At 64.8% G+C, this 21,890-nt stretch carries 18 protein-coding genes; 3 read left to right on the top strand and 15 right to left on the bottom strand.

The window, feature by feature from the left end:
* Positions 1-125 precede the first annotated feature (125 nt).
* Both BN1120_RS09100 and BN1120_RS09095 read right to left on the bottom strand, forming a co-directional pair.
* Positions 126-2,552, bottom strand: coding sequence for an FtsX-like permease family protein (locus BN1120_RS09100; protein WP_042015742.1), 2,427 nt, complete (start codon positions 2,550-2,552; stop codon positions 126-128).
* Between the two features lie 21 nt (positions 2,553-2,573).
* Entirely contained in the window at positions 2,574-3,254 is a 681-nt protein-coding gene (locus BN1120_RS09095; RefSeq protein WP_042015741.1) for an ABC transporter ATP-binding protein, read from the bottom strand.
* A 152-nt stretch (positions 3,255-3,406) separates the two neighbouring features.
* Here BN1120_RS09095 and BN1120_RS09090 point away from each other — a divergent pair, with 152 nt between their 5' ends.
* From BN1120_RS09090 to BN1120_RS09080, 3 genes are all read left to right on the top strand, one after another.
* Positions 3,407-3,880 (top strand): DUF4357 domain-containing protein, encoded by a 474-nt coding sequence (locus BN1120_RS09090; RefSeq protein WP_010674381.1) that lies wholly within the window; start codon positions 3,407-3,409, stop codon positions 3,878-3,880.
* Positions 3,881-4,014: 134 nt separating this feature from the next.
* Positions 4,015-5,439 (top strand): sodium:proton antiporter NhaD, encoded by a 1,425-nt coding sequence (nhaD, locus tag BN1120_RS09085; protein WP_042015740.1) that lies wholly within the window; start codon positions 4,015-4,017, stop codon positions 5,437-5,439.
* 33 nt (positions 5,440-5,472) lie between these two features.
* A complete protein-coding gene (locus BN1120_RS09080; protein ID WP_042015738.1) occupies positions 5,473-6,039 on the top strand; it encodes a pyridoxamine 5'-phosphate oxidase family protein in 567 nt (188 codons plus the stop codon).
* 59 nt (positions 6,040-6,098) lie between these two features.
* Here BN1120_RS09080 and BN1120_RS09075 read toward each other — a convergent pair whose 3' ends face one another.
* The 13 genes from BN1120_RS09075 to BN1120_RS09015 form a co-directional block, all read right to left on the bottom strand.
* Entirely contained in the window at positions 6,099-7,295 is a 1,197-nt protein-coding gene (locus BN1120_RS09075) for a Bcr/CflA family multidrug efflux MFS transporter (RefSeq protein WP_042015737.1), read from the bottom strand.
* A 52-nt stretch (positions 7,296-7,347) separates the two neighbouring features.
* Positions 7,348-9,036: a hypothetical protein gene (locus tag BN1120_RS09070; RefSeq protein WP_042015736.1), complete on the bottom strand. Its 1,689-nt coding sequence runs from the start codon at positions 9,034-9,036 to the stop codon at positions 7,348-7,350.
* Positions 9,037-9,105: 69 nt separating this feature from the next.
* A complete protein-coding gene (locus BN1120_RS09065) occupies positions 9,106-10,368 on the bottom strand; it encodes a hypothetical protein (protein WP_042015758.1) in 1,263 nt (420 codons plus the stop codon).
* A 200-nt stretch (positions 10,369-10,568) separates the two neighbouring features.
* Positions 10,569-11,129 (bottom strand): hypothetical protein, encoded by a 561-nt coding sequence (locus tag BN1120_RS09060; RefSeq protein WP_042015735.1) that lies wholly within the window; start codon positions 11,127-11,129, stop codon positions 10,569-10,571.
* A gap of 142 nt (positions 11,130-11,271) precedes the next feature.
* Positions 11,272-12,696, bottom strand: coding sequence for an FAD-dependent oxidoreductase (locus tag BN1120_RS09055; RefSeq protein ID WP_042015734.1), 1,425 nt, complete (start codon positions 12,694-12,696; stop codon positions 11,272-11,274).
* A gap of 75 nt (positions 12,697-12,771) precedes the next feature.
* On the bottom strand, positions 12,772-13,611 hold the full coding sequence (locus BN1120_RS09050) for an FTR1 family iron permease (protein ID WP_042015733.1): 840 nt from the start codon (positions 13,609-13,611) through the stop codon (positions 12,772-12,774).
* Positions 13,611-16,571, bottom strand: a complete 2,961-nt coding sequence (locus BN1120_RS09045; protein WP_042015732.1) for a YncE family protein — start codon at positions 16,569-16,571, stop codon at positions 13,611-13,613. Before BN1120_RS09045 ends, BN1120_RS09050 begins: the two co-directional genes overlap by 1 nt.
* Before the next feature lie 4 nt (positions 16,572-16,575).
* A complete protein-coding gene (locus BN1120_RS09040; RefSeq protein ID WP_042015730.1) occupies positions 16,576-17,025 on the bottom strand; it encodes a hypothetical protein in 450 nt (149 codons plus the stop codon).
* Between the two features lie 118 nt (positions 17,026-17,143).
* Positions 17,144-17,629 carry a YqhA family protein gene (locus BN1120_RS09035; protein ID WP_010674393.1) on the bottom strand — a complete coding sequence of 162 codons (486 nt, stop codon included), beginning with the start codon at positions 17,627-17,629 and terminating at the stop codon, positions 17,144-17,146.
* An 82-nt stretch (positions 17,630-17,711) separates the two neighbouring features.
* Complete coding sequence (locus BN1120_RS09030; protein ID WP_042015728.1) at positions 17,712-18,413, bottom strand: peptidase; 702 nt, start codon at positions 18,411-18,413, stop codon at positions 17,712-17,714.
* A gap of 31 nt (positions 18,414-18,444) precedes the next feature.
* On the bottom strand, positions 18,445-19,245 hold the full coding sequence (locus BN1120_RS09025; protein WP_010674395.1) for a transglutaminase family protein: 801 nt from the start codon (positions 19,243-19,245) through the stop codon (positions 18,445-18,447).
* A complete protein-coding gene (locus tag BN1120_RS09020) occupies positions 19,242-20,168 on the bottom strand; it encodes an alpha-E domain-containing protein (protein ID WP_042015725.1) in 927 nt (308 codons plus the stop codon). Before BN1120_RS09020 ends, BN1120_RS09025 begins: the two co-directional genes overlap by 4 nt.
* Positions 20,162-21,598, bottom strand: coding sequence for a circularly permuted type 2 ATP-grasp protein (locus tag BN1120_RS09015; protein ID WP_010674397.1), 1,437 nt, complete (start codon positions 21,596-21,598; stop codon positions 20,162-20,164). The genes BN1120_RS09020 and BN1120_RS09015 overlap by 7 nt, the downstream gene beginning before the upstream one ends.
* Positions 21,599-21,890 lie beyond the last annotated feature (292 nt).

Raw genomic sequence — 21,890 nt, 5'->3', positions numbered from 1 at the left:
CCGAAGGGAGAGGGGATGGTTCGCGGCAGCTCTGTGCGCTTCTCTGCGCTGAATCAAGGGCGGTGGCAGATATGTAGTCAATGGGAATGTCAAGCCATGGCTGAGCCAGTGCGCTAACCAATATTTCATACCACTCTCCTTGCGGCGTACCAGGAGGCGAGCGCGCCACAGACGGGGGCGAGCAGGAGCGCCGTGACGGCGTGCAAGGGGGCGGCCTCGAAGGCCAGCCGCCAGCCGAAGGCGCGGGGGTTGACCACCTCAATCAGCACCCAGGCGAGGCCATAGCCCACCGGCAGTGCCAGGAGCGCGGTGAGCAGCCCGAGGCCCGCCCCTTGCCACACCAGCAGCTGGCGGCAGTGGCGCGGGCTCAGGCCAAGGCTTTGCAGGGTCTGCAACTCGCCGCGCCGGGCCAGCCCCAGCACCATAAAGGCCGAGCCGATGCCGACGAAGGCGATCCCCAGGATCAGCAACTTCAATAGTTCGGTCACCACGAAGGTCTGATCGAACACCTTCAGCGCCGCGGCGTGGATGGCGGGGGCGGGCAACAGGTTCACCTGCTCGCCAAACTGGCTCCTGAGCCTGTCGCCAAGGCGCTCGGGATCCGGGCTGAAGAGGGCAAGGGATTGCACCTTGCCCCCTTCGAAGGCGTGCAGTATCTGCCCCTTGTCGCTGCCGTAATCCTGATAGACGCCGGTGACGGTGAAAGCCCTCGGCCCCCCCTCGCTGGTTACCTCGAGGCGCTGGCCCACCCTGACCCCGAGGCGTACCGTCAGCGGTTCGCTCGCCAGCACCTCGTCGGGAGCGGCGGGCCAGCGCCCGGCCAGCAGGGGATAGGCGGCTTTGAGCTCGGGGATAAAGTCCATCTGCGCCCACTCGATGGGCTGCCCCTGCCAGCGGGCCGGGTGCACCGAGCGGCGCGAGGCGGCGTGCACATCTGGCTGGGCGAGGATGGTGTCGAGGGTCTGCTCGCCGAGGGCGCCCCTGCTGCCGGCCACCCCCTTGGGGGCGGTGACGTAGAGATCGGCGGCCAGGCGCTGGCCGAGCCAGATCTCCACGCTCGAGCGAAAGCTCGACACCATGACCCCGATGCCGATGGCCGCGGCGATGGCCAGTTGTAGCGCCATCACCGCGATGGCGGTGCGATCCAGGTGATGGAGGGTTTCTGCCACCCCGAGCCGGGCGGTGAGGGGGCCGCGTGCACGCAGTCGCCCCAGCAAGGAGCGAAGGGCATCGGGCAGCAGGAGGGCCATGGCGAGCAGCCAGCCCCCGGCCACGAAGAGGGCGCCGCCAAGGCCAGTGGCGGGTTGCCACAGACACAGGGTGCACAGCAGCAGAATGGCGATGGCAAGCCCCCGGCGTTGCCAGGGGTGAGCCGGTGGGCGACTGTTGCCCTCTCGCAGCGCAAGGGGGGATTGGCGCAGCAGTTGCCACCAGCCGGGCAGGTTGGCGGCAAGCATCCCCAGAAGGCCAATCACCAGCGCCTTGCCAAGGCTGGCGGGGGAGAGGCGCAGCAGGTCGATGGGGTTGGGGCCATAGAGATCGGCCAGCGCCTGGGTGAGCTGCCCCATCAGGGCGAGGGCCAACAGGCTGCCGAGCAACAGCCCGAGCATAGTGCCGAGGGTGGCGAGGATCAGGAGCTCCAGGGTCAGCCAGCGCAGCACCCGGCGCGGCGGCATCCCGAGGATGATGAGCTGGGCGAGCAGGGGGCGGCGCACGCTCTGCACGAAGCGCTGGGCGTTGAACACCAAAAACAATCCCACCGCCATGGCGAGCAGGGAGAGGGCGGTGAGGTTCAGCGCCAGCGCATCCCCGAGCTGGCTGGCATCGAGGGCCGGGCTGATGGGCTCAAGCCAGAGGGGCTGATGGGGGGCATAGGATTGCAGGGCCGCCTGCAAGGCTCTTTGCAAGGTATTGGCCTCTGCGTCGCTTAGCTTGAAGACGATGCGATCCAGTCTGCCTTCCTTGCCAAGCAGGGGCTGGGCGAGGCCGATGTCGGTCACCAGCAGCCGCTCCATGGGCACGGCGCCGGGCTCGAAGGTGCCCGCCAGGGTCAGGGTCAGGGGGCGTTGCCCCTCATCCCCCAGCACAAAGGTTCGCGACTGGCCCGGTTGCCAGTCAAGGCGCCTCGCCTCGGGGGCGGCCAGCCAGACGCTGTCGGCGCGATTCAACGAGACATCGGGTTGGCTGTATGGCGCATCGCCAAAGAGGCGGCGCAGGGGGCCGGGGTTGAAGAGATCCATCCCCAGCAACTGGAAGCTGCGCCCCTGCTCGTCCTTGAGCCAGGCGTGAAGCTCTGGCATGGCGTCAAGGTTCGACTGGCTTCGCACCAGCCTCACGTAGACTTGCTCATCCAGGCCACCCTGGGGGGCCAGGCGGTAGTTGGCCTCCCCGGCGAGCTGGCTGCGGGCGGCGACGAAGTTGGTGCGGGCGCTGTGGTTCAAGAGCTCGATGGCCACCACCAGGGTGACCCCGAGGGTGAGCCCGGCCAGGCTCATCAAAAGCAACCAGGGGTGAGAGCGATAAAGGCGCAGCAGTGCCTTGAGCGGCAACATCAGCAGGCCCCCCGGCAGACGTCAGCCATGGCGGCGCCCCTTGAGCTCGACCAGCTGCCCCCCTTCAAGGCGCAGCACCCGATCCGCCAGGTCGCCATAGCCCGGGTTGTGGCTCACCAGCAAGAGACCGGCGCCGGTATCGCGCACCGCGCCCATCATCAGGGCCATCACCTGCTCGGCGTTGTGCTCGTCGAGACTCCCGGTGGGTTCGTCGGCGAGCAGCCAACGGGGCTGATGAATGAGGGCACGGGCCAGCGCCACCCGCTGGCGCTGGCCGCCGGAGAGCTGCTCCGGCCAGGCGTGGCGCTTGTGGCTCATGCCAAGGCGCGCGAGCAGGGCATCGAGGCGCCCATCGTCCTGGGGCAGGTTGTTTATCTGAAGGGGCAGGGCGAGGTTCTCGGCCACGGTCAGGGTCGGCAGCAGGTTGAAATCCTGATAGACGATGCCGAAATGGCGGCCACGCAGGCGGGCCCGCTCGTCTGCCGGCAGGGTGTCGAGGCGGGTCTCTTCCAGCCAGATCTCCCCCTCGTCCGGGGCGATGAGACCGGCGATGAGGTTGAGCAGGGTGGACTTGCCACAGCCGCTTTGCCCCAGCAGCAGGCAGGTTTCCCCCGGGGTGAGGGCGAGATCCAGCCCCTCAAACAGGGGGAGCGTCTCGCCGCCGTTGGCGAAGCGTTTACTGAGGTTGCGCAGGCTAAGCATGGGATAACCGTTTGATGGTCAATGGCTTTCACAATGTCCGTCACTATGCCAGTTAGTGATCGCGCCTGCAAAAGGGATGGGGATCCTCGCTGGATCCCGCTCGCCTGAGGTGGTTAGAATAGGGCCTTCCATGGGTCACAGGATGAGCAAGGATGTTACACAAGCAAGTCAGTTTTATCGTCGACAGCAAGGGCGTCAAGCAGGCTGCCGTGGTCCCCATCGATATCTACAACGAGCTGATGACCCTGCAAAAGGCCCTCTCCGACAACAAGCCGGGGGAGCGCGAGCTCTACCACTTCAACGGCAAGGGGGCAGAGGCCCATGGTTATCCGGTGGGCAAGCGGCAAAACCCCGGTTTCATGGTCCAGGCGGGCTCCACCGCCAACGGCGAGGATGCGGCCTCCCTGCGCGAGGCGGTGATCGAGCTGCGCCAGGAGCTGCTGGGCAAGGGGGTGCTCGTTCCCCACCCCGAAGGGGGCTTCATCTTTACCGCCGATCAGCTCTTCAACAGCCCGAGCCTGGCCGCGAGCCTGGTGGCGGGCAACAACCGAAGCGGGCTGGATGCCTGGCAAAACAGCGCAGGCTACACCCTCAAGCAATCGGGTTTTGGCAAGAAGACCTCCTGATGACGGGGCCCGGCAACGGGCCTCGCTCATGTTTGCCTGAGAGCCCGCGGCGGGCCGCTCATCAGGATGACAAAGAGGCGGCTTCCCTTTGCGCTGCTAGCCTCAATGCCAGACGCCTGCCAGGAGATGCCGCCATGTCTGGACTCCTTCGCCTCGTGCCCGGGGCGGCCCTGCTCAGTGCCCCCGCCGCTGCGGGCAACGGCCCCCTCGATCTGACCCACAGCGGGGTCGGGCTCTTCGCCCTCGCCATCTTCGCCCTGGCTTACGCCCTGGTGATGGCCGAGGAGTACCTGAAGCTGCGAAAATCCAAGCCGGTGCTGGTGGCCGCCGGCATCATCTGGATAGCCATCGGCCTGGTCTATACGGGGCAGGGGCACAGCGAGCTGGTTCAGGCCGGTTTTCGGCACAACCTGCTGGAGTATGCCGAGCTGATGCTCTTCTTGCTGGTGGCCATGACCTATGTGAACGCCATGGAGGACAGGCTGCTGTTCGCCGTGCTGCGGGTACGTCTGGTGCAGGCGGGCTTCAGCCTGCGCACGCTCTTCTGGCTCACCGGTTTTCTCGCCTTTTTCATCTCCCCCGTGGTGGACAACCTCACCACGGCGCTGCTGATGTGCTCAGTGGTCCTCAACGTGGCCAACGGGGAGCGCCGCTTCATCAACCTGGCCTGCATCAACATCGTCGTGGCAGCCAATGCGGGCGGCGCCTTCAGCCCCTTTGGCGACATCACCACCCTGATGGTGTGGCAGGCGGGCAAGGTGCCGTTCCAGCAGTTCTTGCTGCTCTTCATCCCCGCCCTGCTCAACTTCCTGGTGCCGGCTACCCTGATGAGCCTGATGGTGCCCCGTCTGGTGCCCGCCATGCCGGGCGAGATGGTGGTGCCAAGGCGCGGCGCCGTTGTCATCGTGTTGCTCTTTGTGCTCACCATAGTGACCGCCGTCGCCTGCCATCACTTCCTGGGGCTGCCCCCCGTGCTCGGCATGATGATGGGGCTGGGCTACCTGCAATTTTTCAGTTTCTATCTGCGAAAGACCCAGCCCGTCACCCTGGCCCGGGCACGGGTGCTGTATGAGCGCACCGGGGACGAGGCCAGGCTGCTGCGTCTGGGCTCGGTGGTGCCGTTCGATGTGTTCAACAAGATTGCCAAGGCGGAGTGGGACACCCTGCTCTTCTTCTACGGGGTGGTGATGTGCGTCGGCGGCCTCGGGTTTATGGGGTATCTGGCGCTTGCCTCCCATTTCCTCTATGACGGTGGCGATCCGACCCTGGCCAACGTCGCCATCGGCCTGCTTTCCGCCCTGATCGACAACATTCCGGTGATGTTCGCCGTGCTCTCCATGGAGCCGCAGATGAGCACGGGGCAGTGGCTGCTGGTGACATTGACCACCGGGGTGGGGGGCAGTCTGCTTTCGGTCGGCTCCGCCGCCGGGGTGGCCCTGATGGGGCAGGCCAGGGGCATGTATACCTTCGTCGGGCACCTCAAGTGGTTGCCTGCCATTTTGCTTGGCTATATGGTCGGCATAGGGGCGCACCTGTGGCTCAACAGCGCCCTGTTTTAGGCAACCCGGTTCCAGGCACCAGGGAGAGGCAGGATGGGACAACTGTTCGAGGCGCTTTTGCCGCGCCATGTCACCTTTATCGAGGGGCAGAAGATCTTCTTCGTCGGCACGGCAGCCGCGAAGGGATCGGTCAATCTCTCCCCCAAGGGCGGGGATTCGCTGCGCGTCCTCGATGCCCACACCCTGGCCTGGCTCAACCTGACCGGCAGCGGCAACGAGTCCGCAGCCCAGGTGCTGCAACAGCCGCGCATGACGGTGATGTTCTGCGCCTTCGAGGGGGCGCCGCTTATTCTGCGGGCCTATGGCCAGGCACGGGTGCTGCACCGCACTGATCCGCAGTGGCCGTCGTTGCTGGCGCTGTTCCCCCCAAGCGTCGCGGCTCGCCAGATCTTCCTGCTGGACATTGAACGGGTTCAGACGTCGTGCGGCATGTCGGTGCCTCTGTTTGACTATCAGGGAGACAGGGAGGATCTTGCCAACTGGTCGACCCGTCAGGGCCGGGAGGGGATTGAGGCCTACTGGCGCAAGAAGAACCAGCTAAGCCTGGATGGGCTGGAGAGCGAGATCCTGGTTCGTAGCGGGTTGCAGGCAGATGACTGAGGCCTGCGCCCCGATGCAAAAAGCCCTGTCTATGGACAGGGCTTTTTCATAGCAGGGCATCAGGGGACGCGCTTGCCGCTCAGCAGCCAGTAACTGAGGGCCGACCCCAGGCCGCAACCGGCGATGGCGATGGCCATGGGGAGCGGCGATTCGGGGGGATTGAGGTTGACCAGCACCCCAACCAGGGCCCCAAGGCCAAAGCGCAGGGTGCCCGCCAGTGCCGAGGCGGTGCCTGCGGACTGGGGGAAGTGGCCCATCAGGCCGGTCATGGCGTTGGCCCCCACCAGGCTGATGTGGCCGACGAAGAGCACGACGGGGATGACGATGCCCCACAGGCCGCCAGTCTGGCTCCAGGCGTTGTAGATGAGCAGGGCCCCGGCGAGCGGCAGCACGGTCAGGCCGTATCGCAGCATGCGCTCGGCACCCACCCCTTTCACCAGCCGGCTGTTGGCGAAGGTGACCACCATCATCAGCAGGATATTGAGGCCAAAAAGCCAGCCGTAGTGCTCGGTCGGCACCTTGAAATACTCGATGTAGACATAGGGGGAGGCGCTCAGGAAGGCGAACATGCCTGAGCTCGACAGGGCGCCGCACAGCACATAGCCCATGGCACCACGGTGGGAGAGCACTCCCCAGTAGTTGCGAAGCACCTGCCCGAGCTTGAGGGGCTGCTTGTGCTCGGGTTTGAGGGTCTCCTCAATCTTCCACTGCATCACCAGGCAGATGAGCAGGCTGATGGCCACCAGCAGCCAGAAGATCACCCGCCAGTCGCTGTGAGCGCTGATATACCCCCCCACCACGGGGGCCACCAGGGGGGCGAGGGTCATCACCAGGATGACGAAGGACATGGCGCGGGAAAACGCATCCTTCTCGAACAGGTCGCGCAGCAGGGCGTTGACCACCACGGAACCCGCGGCGCCCCCTGCGGCCTGCAACATGCGCCAGGCGAGGAGCTCAGGCAGGGAGTCCGCCATGGCGCAGCCCACGGAGGCCACGGCAAACATCGTCAGGCCCGCCAGGATCACCGGCTTTCTGCCGAAGCTGTCGGCGAGCGGCCCGTAAAAGAGCTGGCCGATGGCAAAGCCCCCCAGGAAGGCGCTGATGGTGAGCTGGGCGCCGTCGATGCTGGTAGCCAGATCCCGGGCGATGGCGGGAATGGCGGGCAGATACATGTCCACCGCGAGCGGAGTCAGGCCCGCCAGGGCACCGAGCAGGATGAAGAGGAAACGGGGGGAGAGGGAGCTGGCTTGGGGCATAGGGTATCCGAGTCGTGGGCTGGGCCGGGTTAAGAGGCAGGTGTTGAGTCTATCAGTTTTGGCGGGCGCGATCAGGTGCATCCTGCCCGATACCCTTTTGTCGGGTGTGGCGCCAGAGCAGCCAGAGCCAGGCAAGCCATCCGAGCAGGGAGAGGGCATTGCCGGTGCGCTCCGGCCAGCGTGCCGCCAGGGTCAGGGTGAGGCTGTGGTGGCCCGCCGGAACCCAGAGTTGCATCAACCCCTGGCGATTGGCGCTCACCGTCAGCGCCAGGTGCCCGTCGAGGCGGGCCTCCCAGCCGGGGTAATGGTATTGGTGCAGGACCAGCCGGGTCGGCACCCGGGCCTTGACCTCCAGCGCCAGGGCGCGGGGTTGCCAGCGGGTCAGGCTCCAGCTTGCGCCTGGGGGTTCGGCGCTGACGGGCGGCTGGAATTCCTCCTTCCAGGCGAGCAGAGTCGGGGCGAACATGCCCCCCGGCACCTGCCTTGGCCTGTATTCCCGGGCACTGCGCTTGCTGTCGAACTCGAATGCCATGGCTTCCCGTTCGGGGGCCTGGGTGAGGGGGGCGTGACGCACATAGGCCAGGGTGGAGAGGAGGGTCAGCAGAAATACTCCCCACCAGAGCCCCTGCCAGAGACGATGGGGCTGGGCGCCGAGCGCCACCACGGCGACCGTGGCAAGGGCGAGCACCAGGTTGAGCCGCCAGGGAAACTGCACCCGCTGCAAGGGGGGAAGCAGGCTCCAGAGAGGCTGGCTCGGGGGCAGCATCATCAGGAAGGCGACGACGCCGATCGCCCCCCAGCACAGCAGCTCGGGGTGGCGCGGCTCCCGGGCGGCGGCCCAGGCGATGAGCAGCAGGACCAGGGTCAGCATGCTCTGCCACGCCAGGTGACCGCGAAAACGCCAGTCCTCCCAGGCGCTGGGCAGGCGGTCGAGAAAGTTGCGCCTGTAGTCGAACATGCCGCCGCGCATCAGCTCCATGGAGATGGCCCCCTGATCCGCCAGGGCGGGCAGCAGCAGGGCGGCTGCCATGCAAAGCCCCATCCCCTGGGCGCCGAGGGCTTGCCAGCAGGGTGTCAGAGTGCGGGTGCGTCTGGCGAACCAGAAGGCGCGCAAGGTGACCAGCCCCATCATGAGCAAGAGGCTGGGGAGGTGGGAGAAGGCCAGCAGCGCCAGCCCCAGGATCAGCAGGGGCAACCCCTGAGGTCGTCCGCGGTGGGCGAGATCCTGCCCCAGCAGGATAAGGGGAGCCCAGGCGAAGGCCCAGAACTCCGCCAGGGCGAAGCGGGCATAGAGATCCATGGCGACATGATAGGGCAGCGCCAGATAGAGCAGGCTGGCGGCCAGGGCCCGGCCAGGGGGCGTGGTGGCACGCAGCCACAGATAGGCAAACACCCCGGAGAGCAGCAGGGCCAGGGTGGCGCTGCCAAGCAAAGGGTAGATGGCTTGCTGGGGGTGGGCACCGGGCCCGGCAAAGAGGGCGCTGACGTAGTAGGGGAGCGGGGGATAGAAGAAGAAGGTGGGGCTGCCGAAGCCGCCGTTCATGGCCATCAGCCAGCGGGGATAGAGTTCCCCCTGCCAGAGCTGGCGGGCAAAGTAGTGGCCGGAGAGCAGGTGATGAAACAGATCGTGTCCCTGGCTGCCCCCCTGCCACCAGAGCGGCAGCATCAGCAGGGCGCAGGCCAGCAACAGGGCCAGCGCGACCCGTATCCCCTCCCCGGTTCCGCTCGTGTTTCTTTCCATTGCACTGGTTCCTGACAGACCCGGCTGTGAGTGTAGACGAGTCGTGCGATACCCTCGCCAGTGCCCGGTTCAGCGGGGCAGGGCGAGCCAGAGGCCGGGTTCGGCGTGAAAGCGGGGGGCAAACCAGAGGGTGTCATAAGGGCCTGGTAGCGCCTCTGCCCCCAGGGGGCGGCGGCTGAGGCGGCAGGCCCCCTGGGTGAGCGCAAGGGCGGCATCCCCCCGGTACCAGCCGTCGGTGACAGGCAGGGTTGTGGTTTCCCTAAGCAGCCTCACTCCCCACTGGGTCACCAGCGCCGGGCAGTTTTTTTCGGCGACCCTGGCCGCCTGCACCATGGCGGATGGACGGGCTGGGGTGAGGGTCACCGCGAGCAGCAGCAATCCGGCCAACGCGACCAGCCCAACTCCTCGGCGTGGCAGCCAGCCTGCCAGCAGCACGAGGCCGAGCAGGGTGATGGGCGCAAGATGGCGGGGATTGTCCGGATTCTGGCCAAACAGGGTCCACAGCAGCAGAACGAGCCAGTAGAGAGGCCAGAGCACGGAGGGGGTTGGATTGTGATCCTTTGACCGCTTCCAGAGTGGCAGTACCAGCAAGGCCCCCATCAACAGTGGCCAGAGCGGGGTGAGCTGATCGTTGAAGGTATTGGCCCAGCTCAGCAGTCGATCCCCGTGGGCCGCCGCCGTGTTGCCCCAGAGGGTAAAGTGGCCGTCGGTAAAGCGGCGCCCCTCGCTGAAATAGGCCCGGCCATCGGCCTGCCAGACAAACAGCAGGCAGGCTAGCCCCACCAGCGCGATGGGGAGCACAAATCTGACGCGCGCGCCCTGCTGTGCCATCCCCAGCCAAAGGGGCAGCAGGGCCAACACGAAGTAGGAGGGACGCAGCGCCAGCATAAGGCCGAGCAAGAGACCTGCCAGGGCCGCTTTGCGATGCAGCAAGGCCAGCAGCGCGCCCAGCCAGGCGGCCAGCGCCGGCCCGTCCGAGAGTCCGGAGAGCGCTAGGGTCGGGGTGAGCGGCAGGGCCAATACCAGCAGCCAGACCGGCGCCAGCAGGCTTGGCCGCTGCCACAATCTGACCGCGAGGTAGGCGGCGAGCGGCGCCAGCAAACAGCTCCCCAAGAGGCTTGTCCACAGCACCGCCCGGGCCGGTTCGTCCACCGCCAGATTGATCAGCCGCGCCAGCCAGATAAAGGCGGGGTAGCCTGGAAAGTGGGGAGAGAACTCCAGCACGCTGAAGCGCACCACCCCGTGGGCGAAGTTCAGGGCATCGTCGGAATCAAGCGCCACGGGGAAGGTCAGCAGCCAGCCAAGCCAGGCCAGTTGCAGCAGAATGAGCAGCCAAATGGTGGTGGAGCAGGGGGAAGGCCAACGCCGGGCCATTACCTTACCCCTCATCCCCAGCCCTTCTCCCGCAAGGGGAGAAGGGGGCAAACCGGCGTCCGGGTGCATTTATCGGTAGGCCGTGCGTAGGGTGGGTAGAGCGCAGCGAAACCCACCTCTAGTCACAGTGAGATGGCGCAATGATTGGCGGGTAGCCATCAAAGCGGTGCCAGCACTGCCATCAGCGCTTTTTCGGCCTCGGTGAAGGCAGTGGCATCGGCGGGCTTGGCGCCCACCCCGAACACTCCCGGGTTGCCGATGGCGTCCAGCACCTTGGCCAGCGCCTGTTCGGCGGCCTTGCGCTCCCCTTCACTGAGGGAGGGGAGGATCAAATCGAGGAAGCGCTTGCTCTTGACCACCAGCACCTTGGCGGTCTGGTAGTCGCCAAGATTCTGGCTGGCCCCTTCGAGGCGGCGCTCGATCTCCGCCTTGTAGGCGCGATTGAGCAGGGCGGCGGTAGCGGCGGCGTCTTTGGCCTTGATGGCGGCGGCCAGTGGCGCTTGCAGCTCCACCTGGTGGTGCTCTTCCAGATAGGTCAGCTCCTCGGCAATCTCGCTCAAGGTGGCACTGGCATCCTTGCCATCAGTGGCGGCGCCCAGCAGTGCCTCGCGGGCATCGATCAGCGGCTCCTTGCCGGCGGCGGCGTAGGAGTAAGCCTGCGCCTGACCGCTCAGGGTCAGCAGCAGGGTGAGGGCAAGTAAACCCGGGCGGATAGTCATCCTGTTCTCCTTACATTTGCCAAGAGGTTATGCCCATGGCGCGGCACTCAGGCCACGCTCTGGGTCTCGATCACGGTATTTTCGTTGCGATGATTGAAGGTGTTGCGGCGTCTGTCTGCCTGTTGAACACCAATCATCGTGTTCACGCCACGCTCTGGGTTTCAATGACGGTATTTTCGTTGCGATGATTGAAGATGGCGTGACGTCTGTCCACCCCGTCGATCACCATGTCGGCGGCCATCATCCCCATCTCCATGGCGGTGTCGGTGAAGATGTAGCGGAATGTCCCCTGACGGCCGGTCATGATGAGGTTGGTGATCGGCATCAGCGCCTTGATGGCTTCGTTGCGGCGGGCCTGATAGCCGAGATCCATCAGTGGGTAGGCGTACTCGCTGCGGGCTTCGAAGGTCTCATCGCCAAGCTTCTGGGTATCAACGCCGAGGCTCGCCAGATCAGCGGTAACCCGACCGCGCAGATCAGAGAGCGGTGCCTGCCAGGTGGCATCCCCCGGATTGCAGGGGATCTCCAGCATCACGGATGTTTGCCCCCGAGGCGCCATAAAGGGGCTGCGGCGGCGCGGCTCCTGCAGACGGGTCGCCAGAATATGGGGGTCGGAGAGGTACTGCCAGGTGTTGTCCGACAGGTTCTCCTGTTTGAGGGGCATATTGACGAAGCGAAGCGACCGGTAGTGGAGATCGCACGGCAAGCCCAGGTGCTGGCAGGTGAGCGGCAGCGGCAGGGTGGAGATCACCTGATCAAAGCGCTCGCTCTGCTCCACGTCATCTTGTTTCCAATACACCCGTTCAATGCGGCCATCGGCCTGCTCGAGACGGGTGATGGTGGCGCCGGTCTTGAGTGTGACGCCCTCTGTCACCAGCCGCTCCCCCAGGGTGGTGAAGATCTGGCCAAAGCCATACTTTGGATAACGATATTTGCGGGCATAGGTGCGCACCGACATGCTGCCGTTGCGCCTTGGCAGCAGGCGGCGCGCCACGTCTTTGAGATCGATCAGGCTGATGCGCTGGCCAGCCCAGTCGGCGGAGAGCTTGTCCGGGTTGATGCCCCACAACTTGCCGGTGTAGCCCTCGAAGAACTGGCGGTAGAGGGTGCGACCGAAGTGGCTCTGGATCCACTCGGCAAAACTCGCCTTGGCAAAATCGGTGGGTTTCCTGGCAAAGGGCAACAGCAGCAGATCCTTCACCGCCCCGGCCATCAGGGCCAGCGGCGCCGTCTTGAGCAGGTTGGGCAGGTTCAAGGGGTAGTCATAGGTACGCCCGCCAAAGCGGATGACGCTCTTTCGCTCGGCGTGGAGCAGGTCGTCCCCCATCAGCTCGTCGATAAAGGCGAGCAGCTCGGGGTTCTTGGTGATGAAGCGGTGGCCGCCGTAGTCGAAGCGATACTCGCCGTCGCGCCCCTTGAAGGTCTGGGTGGCGCACATGCCGCCCACGACCGGCTCCTGCTCGAACAGGGTGACCGCAAAACCGGCCTGGCGCAGGCGCCAGGCGGCCATCAGGCCGGCGGGGCCGGCGCCCAGCACCGCAATGTGCTTCTTGTTGTTGTCGTTCATGAGTGTTCCGAAACGGCGTGATAGCTGGGGGAGCGCGCCTGTGCGCGGCTCCCGAACAGAGTGTGATCCCCGGGCTCAGCCCCTGGTCGGGGCGGCGCTCCCCTGGGGGCGATAGCTGCGATGCCAGAGGGTGACAAAGATGATGAGGTAGCAGGCCCAGGTCAGCAACTGCAGGCCGGCCGGTGAGGCGTTGTAGCCAAACAGGGCGCGCAGGAAGGTGCCGAATACCCCCTGATCGTCGAGGATGTGGCTGATGTTGAAGACCGGAGTGGTCCAGAAAGTGATGACGTCCGCTGCCTGCAACATGTTGACGGCGGACGAGAGCAGACCTGCGGCGATGATGATGATAAGCAGCCCAGTCCAGCGGAAGAAGGGGGCCAGCGCCACCTTGCGGGTGGAGCGCAGCAGCCCCCACACCAGCACCACAGAGACCAGCAGCCCCGCCAGCGCGCCCATCAGCCCCTCGTGCAGATCCACCCCTTGCCCGGAGTAGACCAGGGCCGAGAAGAAGAGCACGGTTTCAAAGCCTTCGCGCATCACCGCCAGGAAGGCGAGCAGCACCAGACCAAACAGGTTGCCACCGTCGATGGCGGCATCGATGCGCGCCGTCATGGCCCCCACCTGGGATTTGGCCTGTTTTTGCATCCAGATAGCCATATAGGTGAGCACCAGGGTGGCGAACATCAGGATCCCCGCCATCAACAAATGGTTGTAGCGCTCGCTCTCGAACTGGCTCACCACCACCTGGAACAGGAAGGCGACGACGAGGGAGGCGATAAGACCCAGCCCCACCCCCAGATAGATGAACTTGTTGTAGCGGCTCGCCCCCAGCTTGGCGAGGTAGGAGAGGCAGATGCCGACCAGCAGGAAGGCTTCCAGCCCCTCGCGCAGGGTAATGAGAAAACTTGCGAACATCAGGATTGAGGCTCCGTATCGGGCGTGAGGGGGAGGGGCTGCAGGGTCAGTTGCAGCCGATTGAGTTGCACTATGGGTGGCTCCGGCAAGTTCGGCTCGGCGGCGCGCACCGCATCATTGACCCACTTGGGGTAGGTGCGGAAATTGAGTCTGATATCGGCCTTGAAGGGGCCCTGGGCATCCGCCGGCAGCGGCCAGGCTTCATCGCGCCAGCCATCGGCCGGGATGCGGGTGTCTTCAAGGAGCTTGGCGTAGCGCCAGAACTTGAGCCCCACCGGCTTGCCCTCGGCATCGCCGAACACTTTTCTAAATAGCCGCGCATCCTCAGGGACGGCGCCGTTCACCGGCTGGCCGCTTTCAAGCACCAACTTGCCGCTGGCGTCGGTAACGGTCAGCTCCAGCCAGAGTTCACGGAAATCGGCGACCCCGGTGGGCAGGGCGTGGCCGGCGCCGGTATTGGCGACTCTCACCACCAGCGCGGGTTGGCCACTCTGGTTTTCAATGCGGGCCGAGAGGGTGGCGCTTGAGCGCAAGAGCGCCAGGCTCTCCTGCTCGAGCGCGGGATTGCGCAGCCCCACCAGCTGGTGCTGGGCACCGGTAAAGTTGTGGCGATAGAGCCGCTCTTTCACGGTGCCGTTTTCGGTGGACTGGCCCGCCACCGGCGCGCCGCCATTGCCCGGCTCGGGGTTCATATGGCAGTCGATGCAGGTGCGCCGTTTGGCGGGATCTTCGGCTTTGGCGAAGCTGGAGCTTTCCCACTCGTCCCAGGTGTTGACGATATTGGCGCCGGTGCCCGGGGCAAACTCGTTGTGGCAGGACTTGCACAGGGCCGCGTCCCGGTAGAAATCCTTCTGGTAGGAGGCCTTGTGCATGGCGGGGCGGGCGTTGATCTGCCGCTCTGCCAGCCAGTGCTGGAGGCTGCCACCGGCGGCATCCTCGAACACATAGCTCTCGCGGTCTTTCAAATTGACCGTAAAGGCGCTGTTGCCGCCTGCATCCTCGAGCTTGGTGATGCGATGGCAGAGCACGCAGCTGGTGCCTTCCTCTACCACGGGCTCGCCTGCTTTGTGTGCGGCAATGAGCGAGGCTCCGCCCTGCTCGAACATGTGGGAGCCCTTGGGCAGATCAGTCTGGCCGTTCATCACCTGCTGGGGCATGTGACAGCCCTGGCACCACTGGCCGAAGGCTTCGCCCTCGGTTTCGCGGGCCAGCGCCTGCACCACCTTGTAGTAGGGGTGGGAGTTGCCCATCAGCCGGTGGTTGCTCTCGCTCCAGTCCTTGAACGCCTGTTGGTGGCAGTTCTGGCAGGAGGCGGAGTTGAGCCACTCTTTCGGGTGGGTGGTCGGCGCCTTGGCAGGATCCCTGCGCGGGGCATCGAGCCGCAGCCAGTTGGCCAGATAGGGGAGGTTGCCGTCACTGGTCACGAAAGCGTGCAGATCCTCCATCATCGCCTGCACCTCGGGCTGGGGCCTCGCGGGGTCAACCGCATCGGCCCCATCGCGGGTGTCATGACCCATGCCGCCCTGGGTCTGCTGGGTCATGCGCAGGTATTCGCCGATAAAGTCCCCCGCCACCATGTTGGCGAGGTTGGCGTGGCCGTTGATGGCGTTGTCACCGCTCTGCTGGCGATGGGCCGCCATCAGATAGCGGTTGGTGAAGTTGAACCCGTCCAGATGGCAGGAGTTGCAGCTCATCCAGTTGTCCCCCGCCATGGGGAAGCGGCTGTTGGCGGCAGTATTACCCAGGTTGAACAACCGCTCACCGCGCTTGAGGGCTTTGGGGCGGGGATCGGTCTCTACCAGCTTGGCGAAGTGGGGCACATCCACGGTGACCCGGGCAAACGGGCCGCTGCCGCCGCTATTGAGGCGGGTGAGATCCTGCCCCATGACGTTGTGGACCAGGATGTGGTCGCCATCGATCAGCAGATCGCGCGGATTCTGGCCCGGCAGGTGACGCAAGAGCTGGGTCGCCTTGGCGCCCCCCTGAAACTTCTTGCGGCGGTGGCGGTTGCTGTTCTGCTTGCCGCTGCGCGACAGGTCGAACACCAGCAAGTCTTCGGAACCCGCCAGGGTCAGGTAGACCCGCTTGCCATCGGCGGCGAAGCGCGCCGCGAACGGGTTGGAGACGATCTGGCTGCGGTTGCCGACGCTGGGCAGGTTGATCTGCAAGAAGAGCTGTTTTCTTTCATCGACCCGCTCCTTCTCTTCATCGAGATCGATGATGGAGACGGCCGGGAAGACGGTGCTCTGAAACTGGAAGGGGTGGTCGAAACTCCAGAGCACGTGGGGCAGCCAGGCTTCGCTGCCATCGGGGGAGAGGGCGATGCCGTCCAGCAGGCGCGGCAAGCCCTGAGAGTCGCTCGGGGTATCGCTGTGGGTTTCCGCCAGGGTGATGAGCTTGGGCTTGGGGAGGGTAGCGCCCTTCTCAAGTTTGGCGAGATCATAGATGGCGAGCTGGCCGGTCATGGCGTGGGTGAGCAGCAGGCGATCGTCGTCGGTCAGTGCCAGCCCGCGGGGAGTCTCGGCGGTTTTTGCATCCAGCTGGAGGTTGCCCGTGCTGTCATAAGCCTGAAGGCGCCCTCCCTCGAACAGCGTGACCCAGAACCACTGCCGCTTGGGATCGAAGATGACGCCGTAAGGTCTATGGCCGGTGGGGATCGCCTTTTCCAGGTCGAGATCATCCTCCAAGAGCAGCAGGCGATCGCCGCTGTAATCGGTGACCAGCAGGGTGCCGTCATCGGCGCGGGCCAGCTGGCGCAGATCGCCACCTAGTTGTGCCTCCTTGAGTCGCTTGCCGCTATCGCGCTCAAGCAGGGTGACCGAGCCGGCGTTCTGGTTGGCGGTGACAAGGCGCGGGGTACTCCCCTCGTCATAGGCAATCATGGCGGTGCCCATCTCCTGGGCCGAGGCGGTCCCCAGCAGCAGGGTGGCCAACATCAGGGATAACAACAACTTCAACATAAGATCAGGTGCGCCATTTCAAGATGGTCCAGCGCCAGGCGTGGCGAAGCACCAGGGGAGTCAACGCGAGCGCGCTCAGCCAGTGGGCCCAGCTGGCAAGGTTGCCCATGTCATCGCCCGGGGTGCCGTGCAGCACCAGCAGCAGTCCGCTTGCCAGACAGATAAACAGCAAGGCTTCGATGATGCGGCCGGTGGTGCGCAAGAATGGCTTGCGGCTCTTGCTCAGCAGGCTGCGATGGGAGAGCCAGAACGCGCCAAACAGCAAGGGGAACAGGGTGAGCGAGAGGGCGACGTGCAAAAACAGGTTCCAGCGTGCCAGCGACCAGAGCGGGGTCAGCGGTTCCCACAGCAGCAGGCCGGAGAAGAACATCAGATAGAGGGAGCCCTCGGCGGCCTGATGGTGATAGGCCAGCCACTGCCAGCAGTGTCGTGGTGAGAGGGAAAGACTCGTCATGGGTGCTCCAGCTCCCGGGCGGTTCAGCCCGGGGCGAGCAAGTTTACAATGCAGTAAGGGTAATGAAAAGAGTTATCAATTCGGCTCTTGATGAATAGACCCTGAATGGCATCGGGTCCTATTTGTGCTCCGCCAGCCGCTCGGTCACCGCATAGATAAGTGCCGCGGTGGAGAAGGCGAGGAAGACGATGACCGACCACTTCATCTCGATCTCGTTGCCGGTGCCGTCGTCGAGGAAGGCTTTGAGCACCTCGATGCCGGCGATGGTCACCAGGGAGTTGATGACGATGAGTTTGAGGGACGCGAAGTTGATCTTGCTGAGCCAGTTGTCGCCGAGGGCCGCTCGCTGCTCCGGGGTCTTGATGAACTGCACGTAGCCGCAGATGGCCACCAGGATAAGCATCTGGGCCACCAGCACGAAGTCCACCAGGGTGAGTACCCCCGTGATGAGATCCAGATAGTGGATGTCGATGATGTCGCGGCACAGCACATAGAGCTGCATGGCGAACTTCACCATCAGGAGGGCGACACAGATAAGGATGCAGACATAGAAGGGGAACATCATCAACCGGCTGCCGTTGAGCATGACGTTGAAGCGGCGCATGGGAAACTCCATCGAAAAGGAAGGCAGCCAGAATATCCGGAAAGAAAGGAGCGGGAAAGCGCCTTGGCGCCTCCCGCCCGGCCTAGAGGGGGAAGGTGGGAAGACCCTGGAACAACTGTTGCAACCCCTCGCCCCAGGCCTTTCGCAGCGCCACGAAATGGGGGTTCTGTTCGGTGATGCGGTGCTGGTTCGTCGCCGAGAAGCTGCCCTCGTGATAGACCAGGGCATCCAGGGGCAAGCCCACCGACAGATTGCTGCGCAGGGTCGAGTCGATGGAGATGAGGGCGCACTGCAATGCGGTTTGAAGCGGCGTCTCATGGTGGATGATGCGATCGATGATGGGTTTGCCGTACTTGCTCTCACCAATCTGGAAGTAGGGGGTGTCGGCGCTCGCCTCGATGAAGTTGCCCTCCGGGTAGATGTGGAACAGGCGGTGGTGCTCCCCGCGGATCTGTCCCCCCAGCAGGATGTTGCAGCCGAAGTTGATATGGCCCTGCTGCTGACCCCCATCCCGGCTGATGACGGTGCGTATGGTCTGGCCGATGAGGGCGGCAGCCTCGTAGAGGCTGGGGAGGGCAAGGAGCTCCTGCCCCTCCGTCAGCAGGCTGATGACGCTCTGGGTGGTGGCCAGATTGCCCGCGCTTTGCAGCACTATCACCCTGTCCTCCCGGGTGAAGAGGTGCAATTTGCGAAAGGTGGCGATGTGATCCACCCCCGCATTGGTGCGCGAATCGGACGCAAACACCATGCCGTCTTGCAGGCACATGGCGACGCAATAGGTCATGACCGCACTCCCGCCAGGACTCTCCCGGTCTTCATTGCTGCTGTCCATCCAGGCGGGTCACCTGCGCCTGGCTCTGCAACTGTTCGCACCCGCCGCCATAGCGCACGCCGCGCACCGGACAGGCATCCAGATAATCCATGCCGACCGCGAGCTTGAGGTGCTCGCTGGTGGAGCTGGTGAGGTTGGTGACGTCGAACGTGTGCCAGCGCTCCTCGATCCACACCTCGGCCCAGGCGTGCATCGCCACGTGGCTGTTGTCCTGGCTGTAGAGGTAACCGCTCACGTACCGGGCCGGCAGGCCGGCGTGGCGGCAGCAGGTCAGGAAGACATGGGTGTGGTCCTGACAGACGCCGCTGCCCGAAGCAAGTGCCTCGTCTGCGCTGAAGGTGGCATCCGTGCTGCCGGGCTGATAGGGCATCAGCACCAGGATGCGTGCCATCAGGCTCTGCAAGTCGGCCAGGGTCGGCTCCTCTGGCAGGCAGGCCTTCGCGAGATCCTGCAGGGCCGGGGTCGGGCGGGTGAGGGGGGTGGGCCTCAGGTAGCTCAGGGGAGAGATGAGGGAGGACTCCTCATCTTCCGGGGCGTCGTCGCAGATCTCCACCTCCCCGTGGGCGCGGATCAGGATCCCCTCGTGGGGGGACTCCAGGCTCAGCACGTGCAGTATGTTGCCGTAACCGTCCGTGGTGCAGGTGGCCTCCCCCGGCAGCTCCAGCTCCCAGGAGAGGATCTGCTGGCGGGCCGTGCTGTGGGGGGTCAGGCGCAGGTACTGGGTGCTGCGGCGCACCACGTCGGCATAGTGGTAGCGGGTCTGGTGATCGATGATGAGTCTCATAATACCTCCAGGTAGGCGGCGTGGATGCTCTGGCCGATGGCGCTGATGTCGCTGAGGAAATCACTCAGGTACGCCTGCATGCCGAGGGCAAAGACATCGTCGATGGCGCCATAGGTCAGATGGGCGTTGAGTATGGTGGTCAGGCGCCGGGGCGTCTGACCGGCGTTGCCCTCGATCTGGGCCAGGATCAGCTCCATTTCGTCGAGGCAGGCCCGCAGGGAGCGCGGCACGTCATTGCGCAGGATCAGCAGCTCGGCGATGGAGGCGTGGGAGAGTGTCTTGTAGAGGGTCTGGTGGGCCTCGTAAGCGCCCACTGACCGCAACAGGGCGTTCCAGCGGTAGAACTCGCGCACGCTGTCCTCGTCCTCCCGGATCACCTGATACTTCACGGTCAGGATGCGCGCCGTGTTGTCGGCCCGTTCGATGAAGGTGCCAAGGCGCAGGAACCAGAGCACGTCACCGCGCATGATGGTGCCATAGGTGGCGCCGCGAAACTGGTGGGAGCGCTCCTTGATCCAGTCGAAGAACTCCTGGGCCTGGCCGCTGGAGAGGCCCGCCTGGCGGCGCCGGCGGATCTCTATCCAGGCGGCGTTGATGCTCTCCCACACCTCACCGGGGATCTTGCCCCGCACGGCGTGGGCGTTGTCCCTGGCCATGCGCAGACAGCTGAAGATGCTGCTCGGGTTCTCCTCGTCGAAGCAGAAAAATTGCAGCAGGTTCTCCATGTTCACCTGGCCGTAGCGGGCCAGGAAGGGCTCATGGGTGCCGCTGATGGTGAGAGGCGCCACCAGCTCGCTGTGATCGGCGTCGATGGAGGGCATCAGCGACATGGTCTGGGTGACGTCCAGCATGCGCGCCGTGTTCTCCGCCCGCTCCAGGTGGCGGGACATCCAGTAAAGTTCGCTTGCGGTGCGGCTCAGCATGGGCTGCCCTCCATGACCCAGGTGTCCTTGGTGCCACCGCCCTGGGAGGAGTTGACCACCAGGGAGCCTTCGGTGAGGGCGACCCGGGTCAGGCCGCCCGGCACCAGGCGCAGCTCCTGCCCCGTGAGAACGAAGGGGCGCAGATCGATGTGGCGGGGGGCGATGCCGGCGTCGACGAAGGTCGGGCAGGTAGAGAGGGAGAGGGTCGGCTGGGCGATGTAGTTGTCCGGCCGAGCCTTGAGCAGCTCGCGAAAACGGGCCAGCTCCTCGCGACTGGCGCAGGGGCCGATTAGCATGCCGTAGCCGCCGGCGCCATGGACCTCCTTGACCACCAGCTCCTCCAGATTGGCCAGCACGTGGGAGAGGGCAGCCGGCTCGCGGCACTGCCAGGTGGGCACGTTGTTGAGAATGGGATCTTCCCCCAGATAGAAGCGGATCATCTCCGGCACATAGGGGTAGATGGACTTGTCATCCGCCACCCCGGTGCCGATGGCATTGGCCAGCACCACGCCGCCGGCGCGGTAGACCGAGAGCAACCCGGGCACGCCGATGAGGGAGTCCGGGTTGAAGGCGAGGGGATCGAGGAAGTCGTCATCGATGCGGCGATAGATGACATCCACCCTTTTCAGCCCCGTGGTGGTGCGCATCAGCACCTGACCATCCTTGACCACCAGATCCGCGCTCTCCACCAGCTCCACCCCCATCTGCTGGGCGAGGAAGCTGTGCTCGAAGTAGGCGCTGTTGAAGCGTCCTGGAGTCATCACCACCACGCAGGGGTTGTCCACCGGGCTGCTTTCGCGCAGGGTCTGGAGCAACAGGGCCGGGTAGCGCTCCACCGGGGCGATGGGCTGGTTGTGAAACAGCTCCGGGAAGAGGCGCATCATCATCTTGCGGTTCTCCAGCATGTAGGAGACCCCGGAGGGAGTGCGCAGGTTGTCCTCCAGCACATAGTACTCACCGTCGTGGTTGCGGATGATGTCGACCCCTGTGATGTGGACATAGGTGTCCCGGTGCAGGTCGACCCCCTGCATGCAGGGCTGGTACTGGGCATTGGTGAGGATCTGGGCGGCCGGGATCACCCCCGCCTTCAGGATGCGCTGATCGTGATAGATGTCGTGCAGAAAGGCATTGAGGGCGGTGACGCGCTGGCGGATCCCCTTGTCCAGATGTTGCCACTCCCGGGCGGGAATGATGCGGGGAATGCTGTCGAACGGGATGAGGCGCTCGGCGCCGTCCCCGTCTCCGTAGACGTTGAAGGTGATGCCGACCCGGCGAAACAGCAGGTCGGCCTCTTCACGCTTACGCTCTATGCTCTTCTCGTCGGTCTGGTGCAGCCACGAGAGGTAGGCGTGGTAATGATCGCGAAACTGGTTGTCGGTGAGCAGCATCTCGTCGTAACAACCGGGTCCGGGGGGCTTGATAGGCAGCATAGGCAACTCCTTGTGACGTCCCTGCGTGCATCACAAAGTGCAAGGGCTGTGCCAGCCAATTGAGTCGCTATCGAGGCCAGTGTCAGTAATTTTTTATTGAAAAATCATATGGATGACTTTTATGTCATCAAGGGGCAAGGCAGGGCGCACCAGAGTGGTACCCCATAGAGGGTAAGCCTGCGCCATCTTGTGGCAACAGGCCATGAGGGCAAGGGACGGGCGCATCGGGATGCGGGGGGAAGGCGAGCGCCCTTGCCCCGAGGTGGGGCAGGGGGATAAGAAAGAACCCGAC

Source organism: Aeromonas caviae (assembly GCF_000819785.1).
GTDB lineage: Bacteria > Pseudomonadota > Gammaproteobacteria > Enterobacterales > Aeromonadaceae > Aeromonas > Aeromonas caviae.
Note: the sequence above shows the minus strand (reverse complement) of the source record. Positions and strands in the feature narration are given on the sequence as shown.

Coding starts and splice junctions, on each gene's coding strand:
- BN1120_RS09100 (WP_042015742.1), bottom strand. CDS start 2,552: ATGTTGCCGCTCAAGGCACTGCTGCGCCTTTATCGCTCTCACCCCTGG.
- BN1120_RS09095 (WP_042015741.1), bottom strand. CDS start 3,254: ATGCTTAGCCTGCGCAACCTCAGTAAACGCTTCGCCAACGGCGGCGAG.
- BN1120_RS09090 (WP_010674381.1), top strand. CDS start 3,407: ATGTTACACAAGCAAGTCAGTTTTATCGTCGACAGCAAGGGCGTCAAG.
- nhaD (WP_042015740.1), top strand. CDS start 4,015: ATGTCTGGACTCCTTCGCCTCGTGCCCGGGGCGGCCCTGCTCAGTGCC.
- BN1120_RS09080 (WP_042015738.1), top strand. CDS start 5,473: ATGGGACAACTGTTCGAGGCGCTTTTGCCGCGCCATGTCACCTTTATC.
- BN1120_RS09075 (WP_042015737.1), bottom strand. CDS start 7,295: ATGCCCCAAGCCAGCTCCCTCTCCCCCCGTTTCCTCTTCATCCTGCTC.
- BN1120_RS09070 (WP_042015736.1), bottom strand. CDS start 9,036: ATGGAAAGAAACACGAGCGGAACCGGGGAGGGGATACGGGTCGCGCTG.
- BN1120_RS09060 (WP_042015735.1), bottom strand. CDS start 11,129: ATGACTATCCGCCCGGGTTTACTTGCCCTCACCCTGCTGCTGACCCTG.
- BN1120_RS09055 (WP_042015734.1), bottom strand. CDS start 12,696: ATGAACGACAACAACAAGAAGCACATTGCGGTGCTGGGCGCCGGCCCC.
- BN1120_RS09050 (WP_042015733.1), bottom strand. CDS start 13,611: ATGTTCGCAAGTTTTCTCATTACCCTGCGCGAGGGGCTGGAAGCCTTC.
- BN1120_RS09045 (WP_042015732.1), bottom strand. CDS start 16,571: ATGTTGAAGTTGTTGTTATCCCTGATGTTGGCCACCCTGCTGCTGGGG.
- BN1120_RS09040 (WP_042015730.1), bottom strand. CDS start 17,025: ATGACGAGTCTTTCCCTCTCACCACGACACTGCTGGCAGTGGCTGGCC.
- BN1120_RS09035 (WP_010674393.1), bottom strand. CDS start 17,629: ATGCGCCGCTTCAACGTCATGCTCAACGGCAGCCGGTTGATGATGTTC.
- BN1120_RS09030 (WP_042015728.1), bottom strand. CDS start 18,413: ATGACCTATTGCGTCGCCATGTGCCTGCAAGACGGCATGGTGTTTGCG.
- BN1120_RS09025 (WP_010674395.1), bottom strand. CDS start 19,245: ATGAGACTCATCATCGATCACCAGACCCGCTACCACTATGCCGACGTG.
- BN1120_RS09020 (WP_042015725.1), bottom strand. CDS start 20,168: ATGCTGAGCCGCACCGCAAGCGAACTTTACTGGATGTCCCGCCACCTG.
- BN1120_RS09015 (WP_010674397.1), bottom strand. CDS start 21,598: ATGCTGCCTATCAAGCCCCCCGGACCCGGTTGTTACGACGAGATGCTG.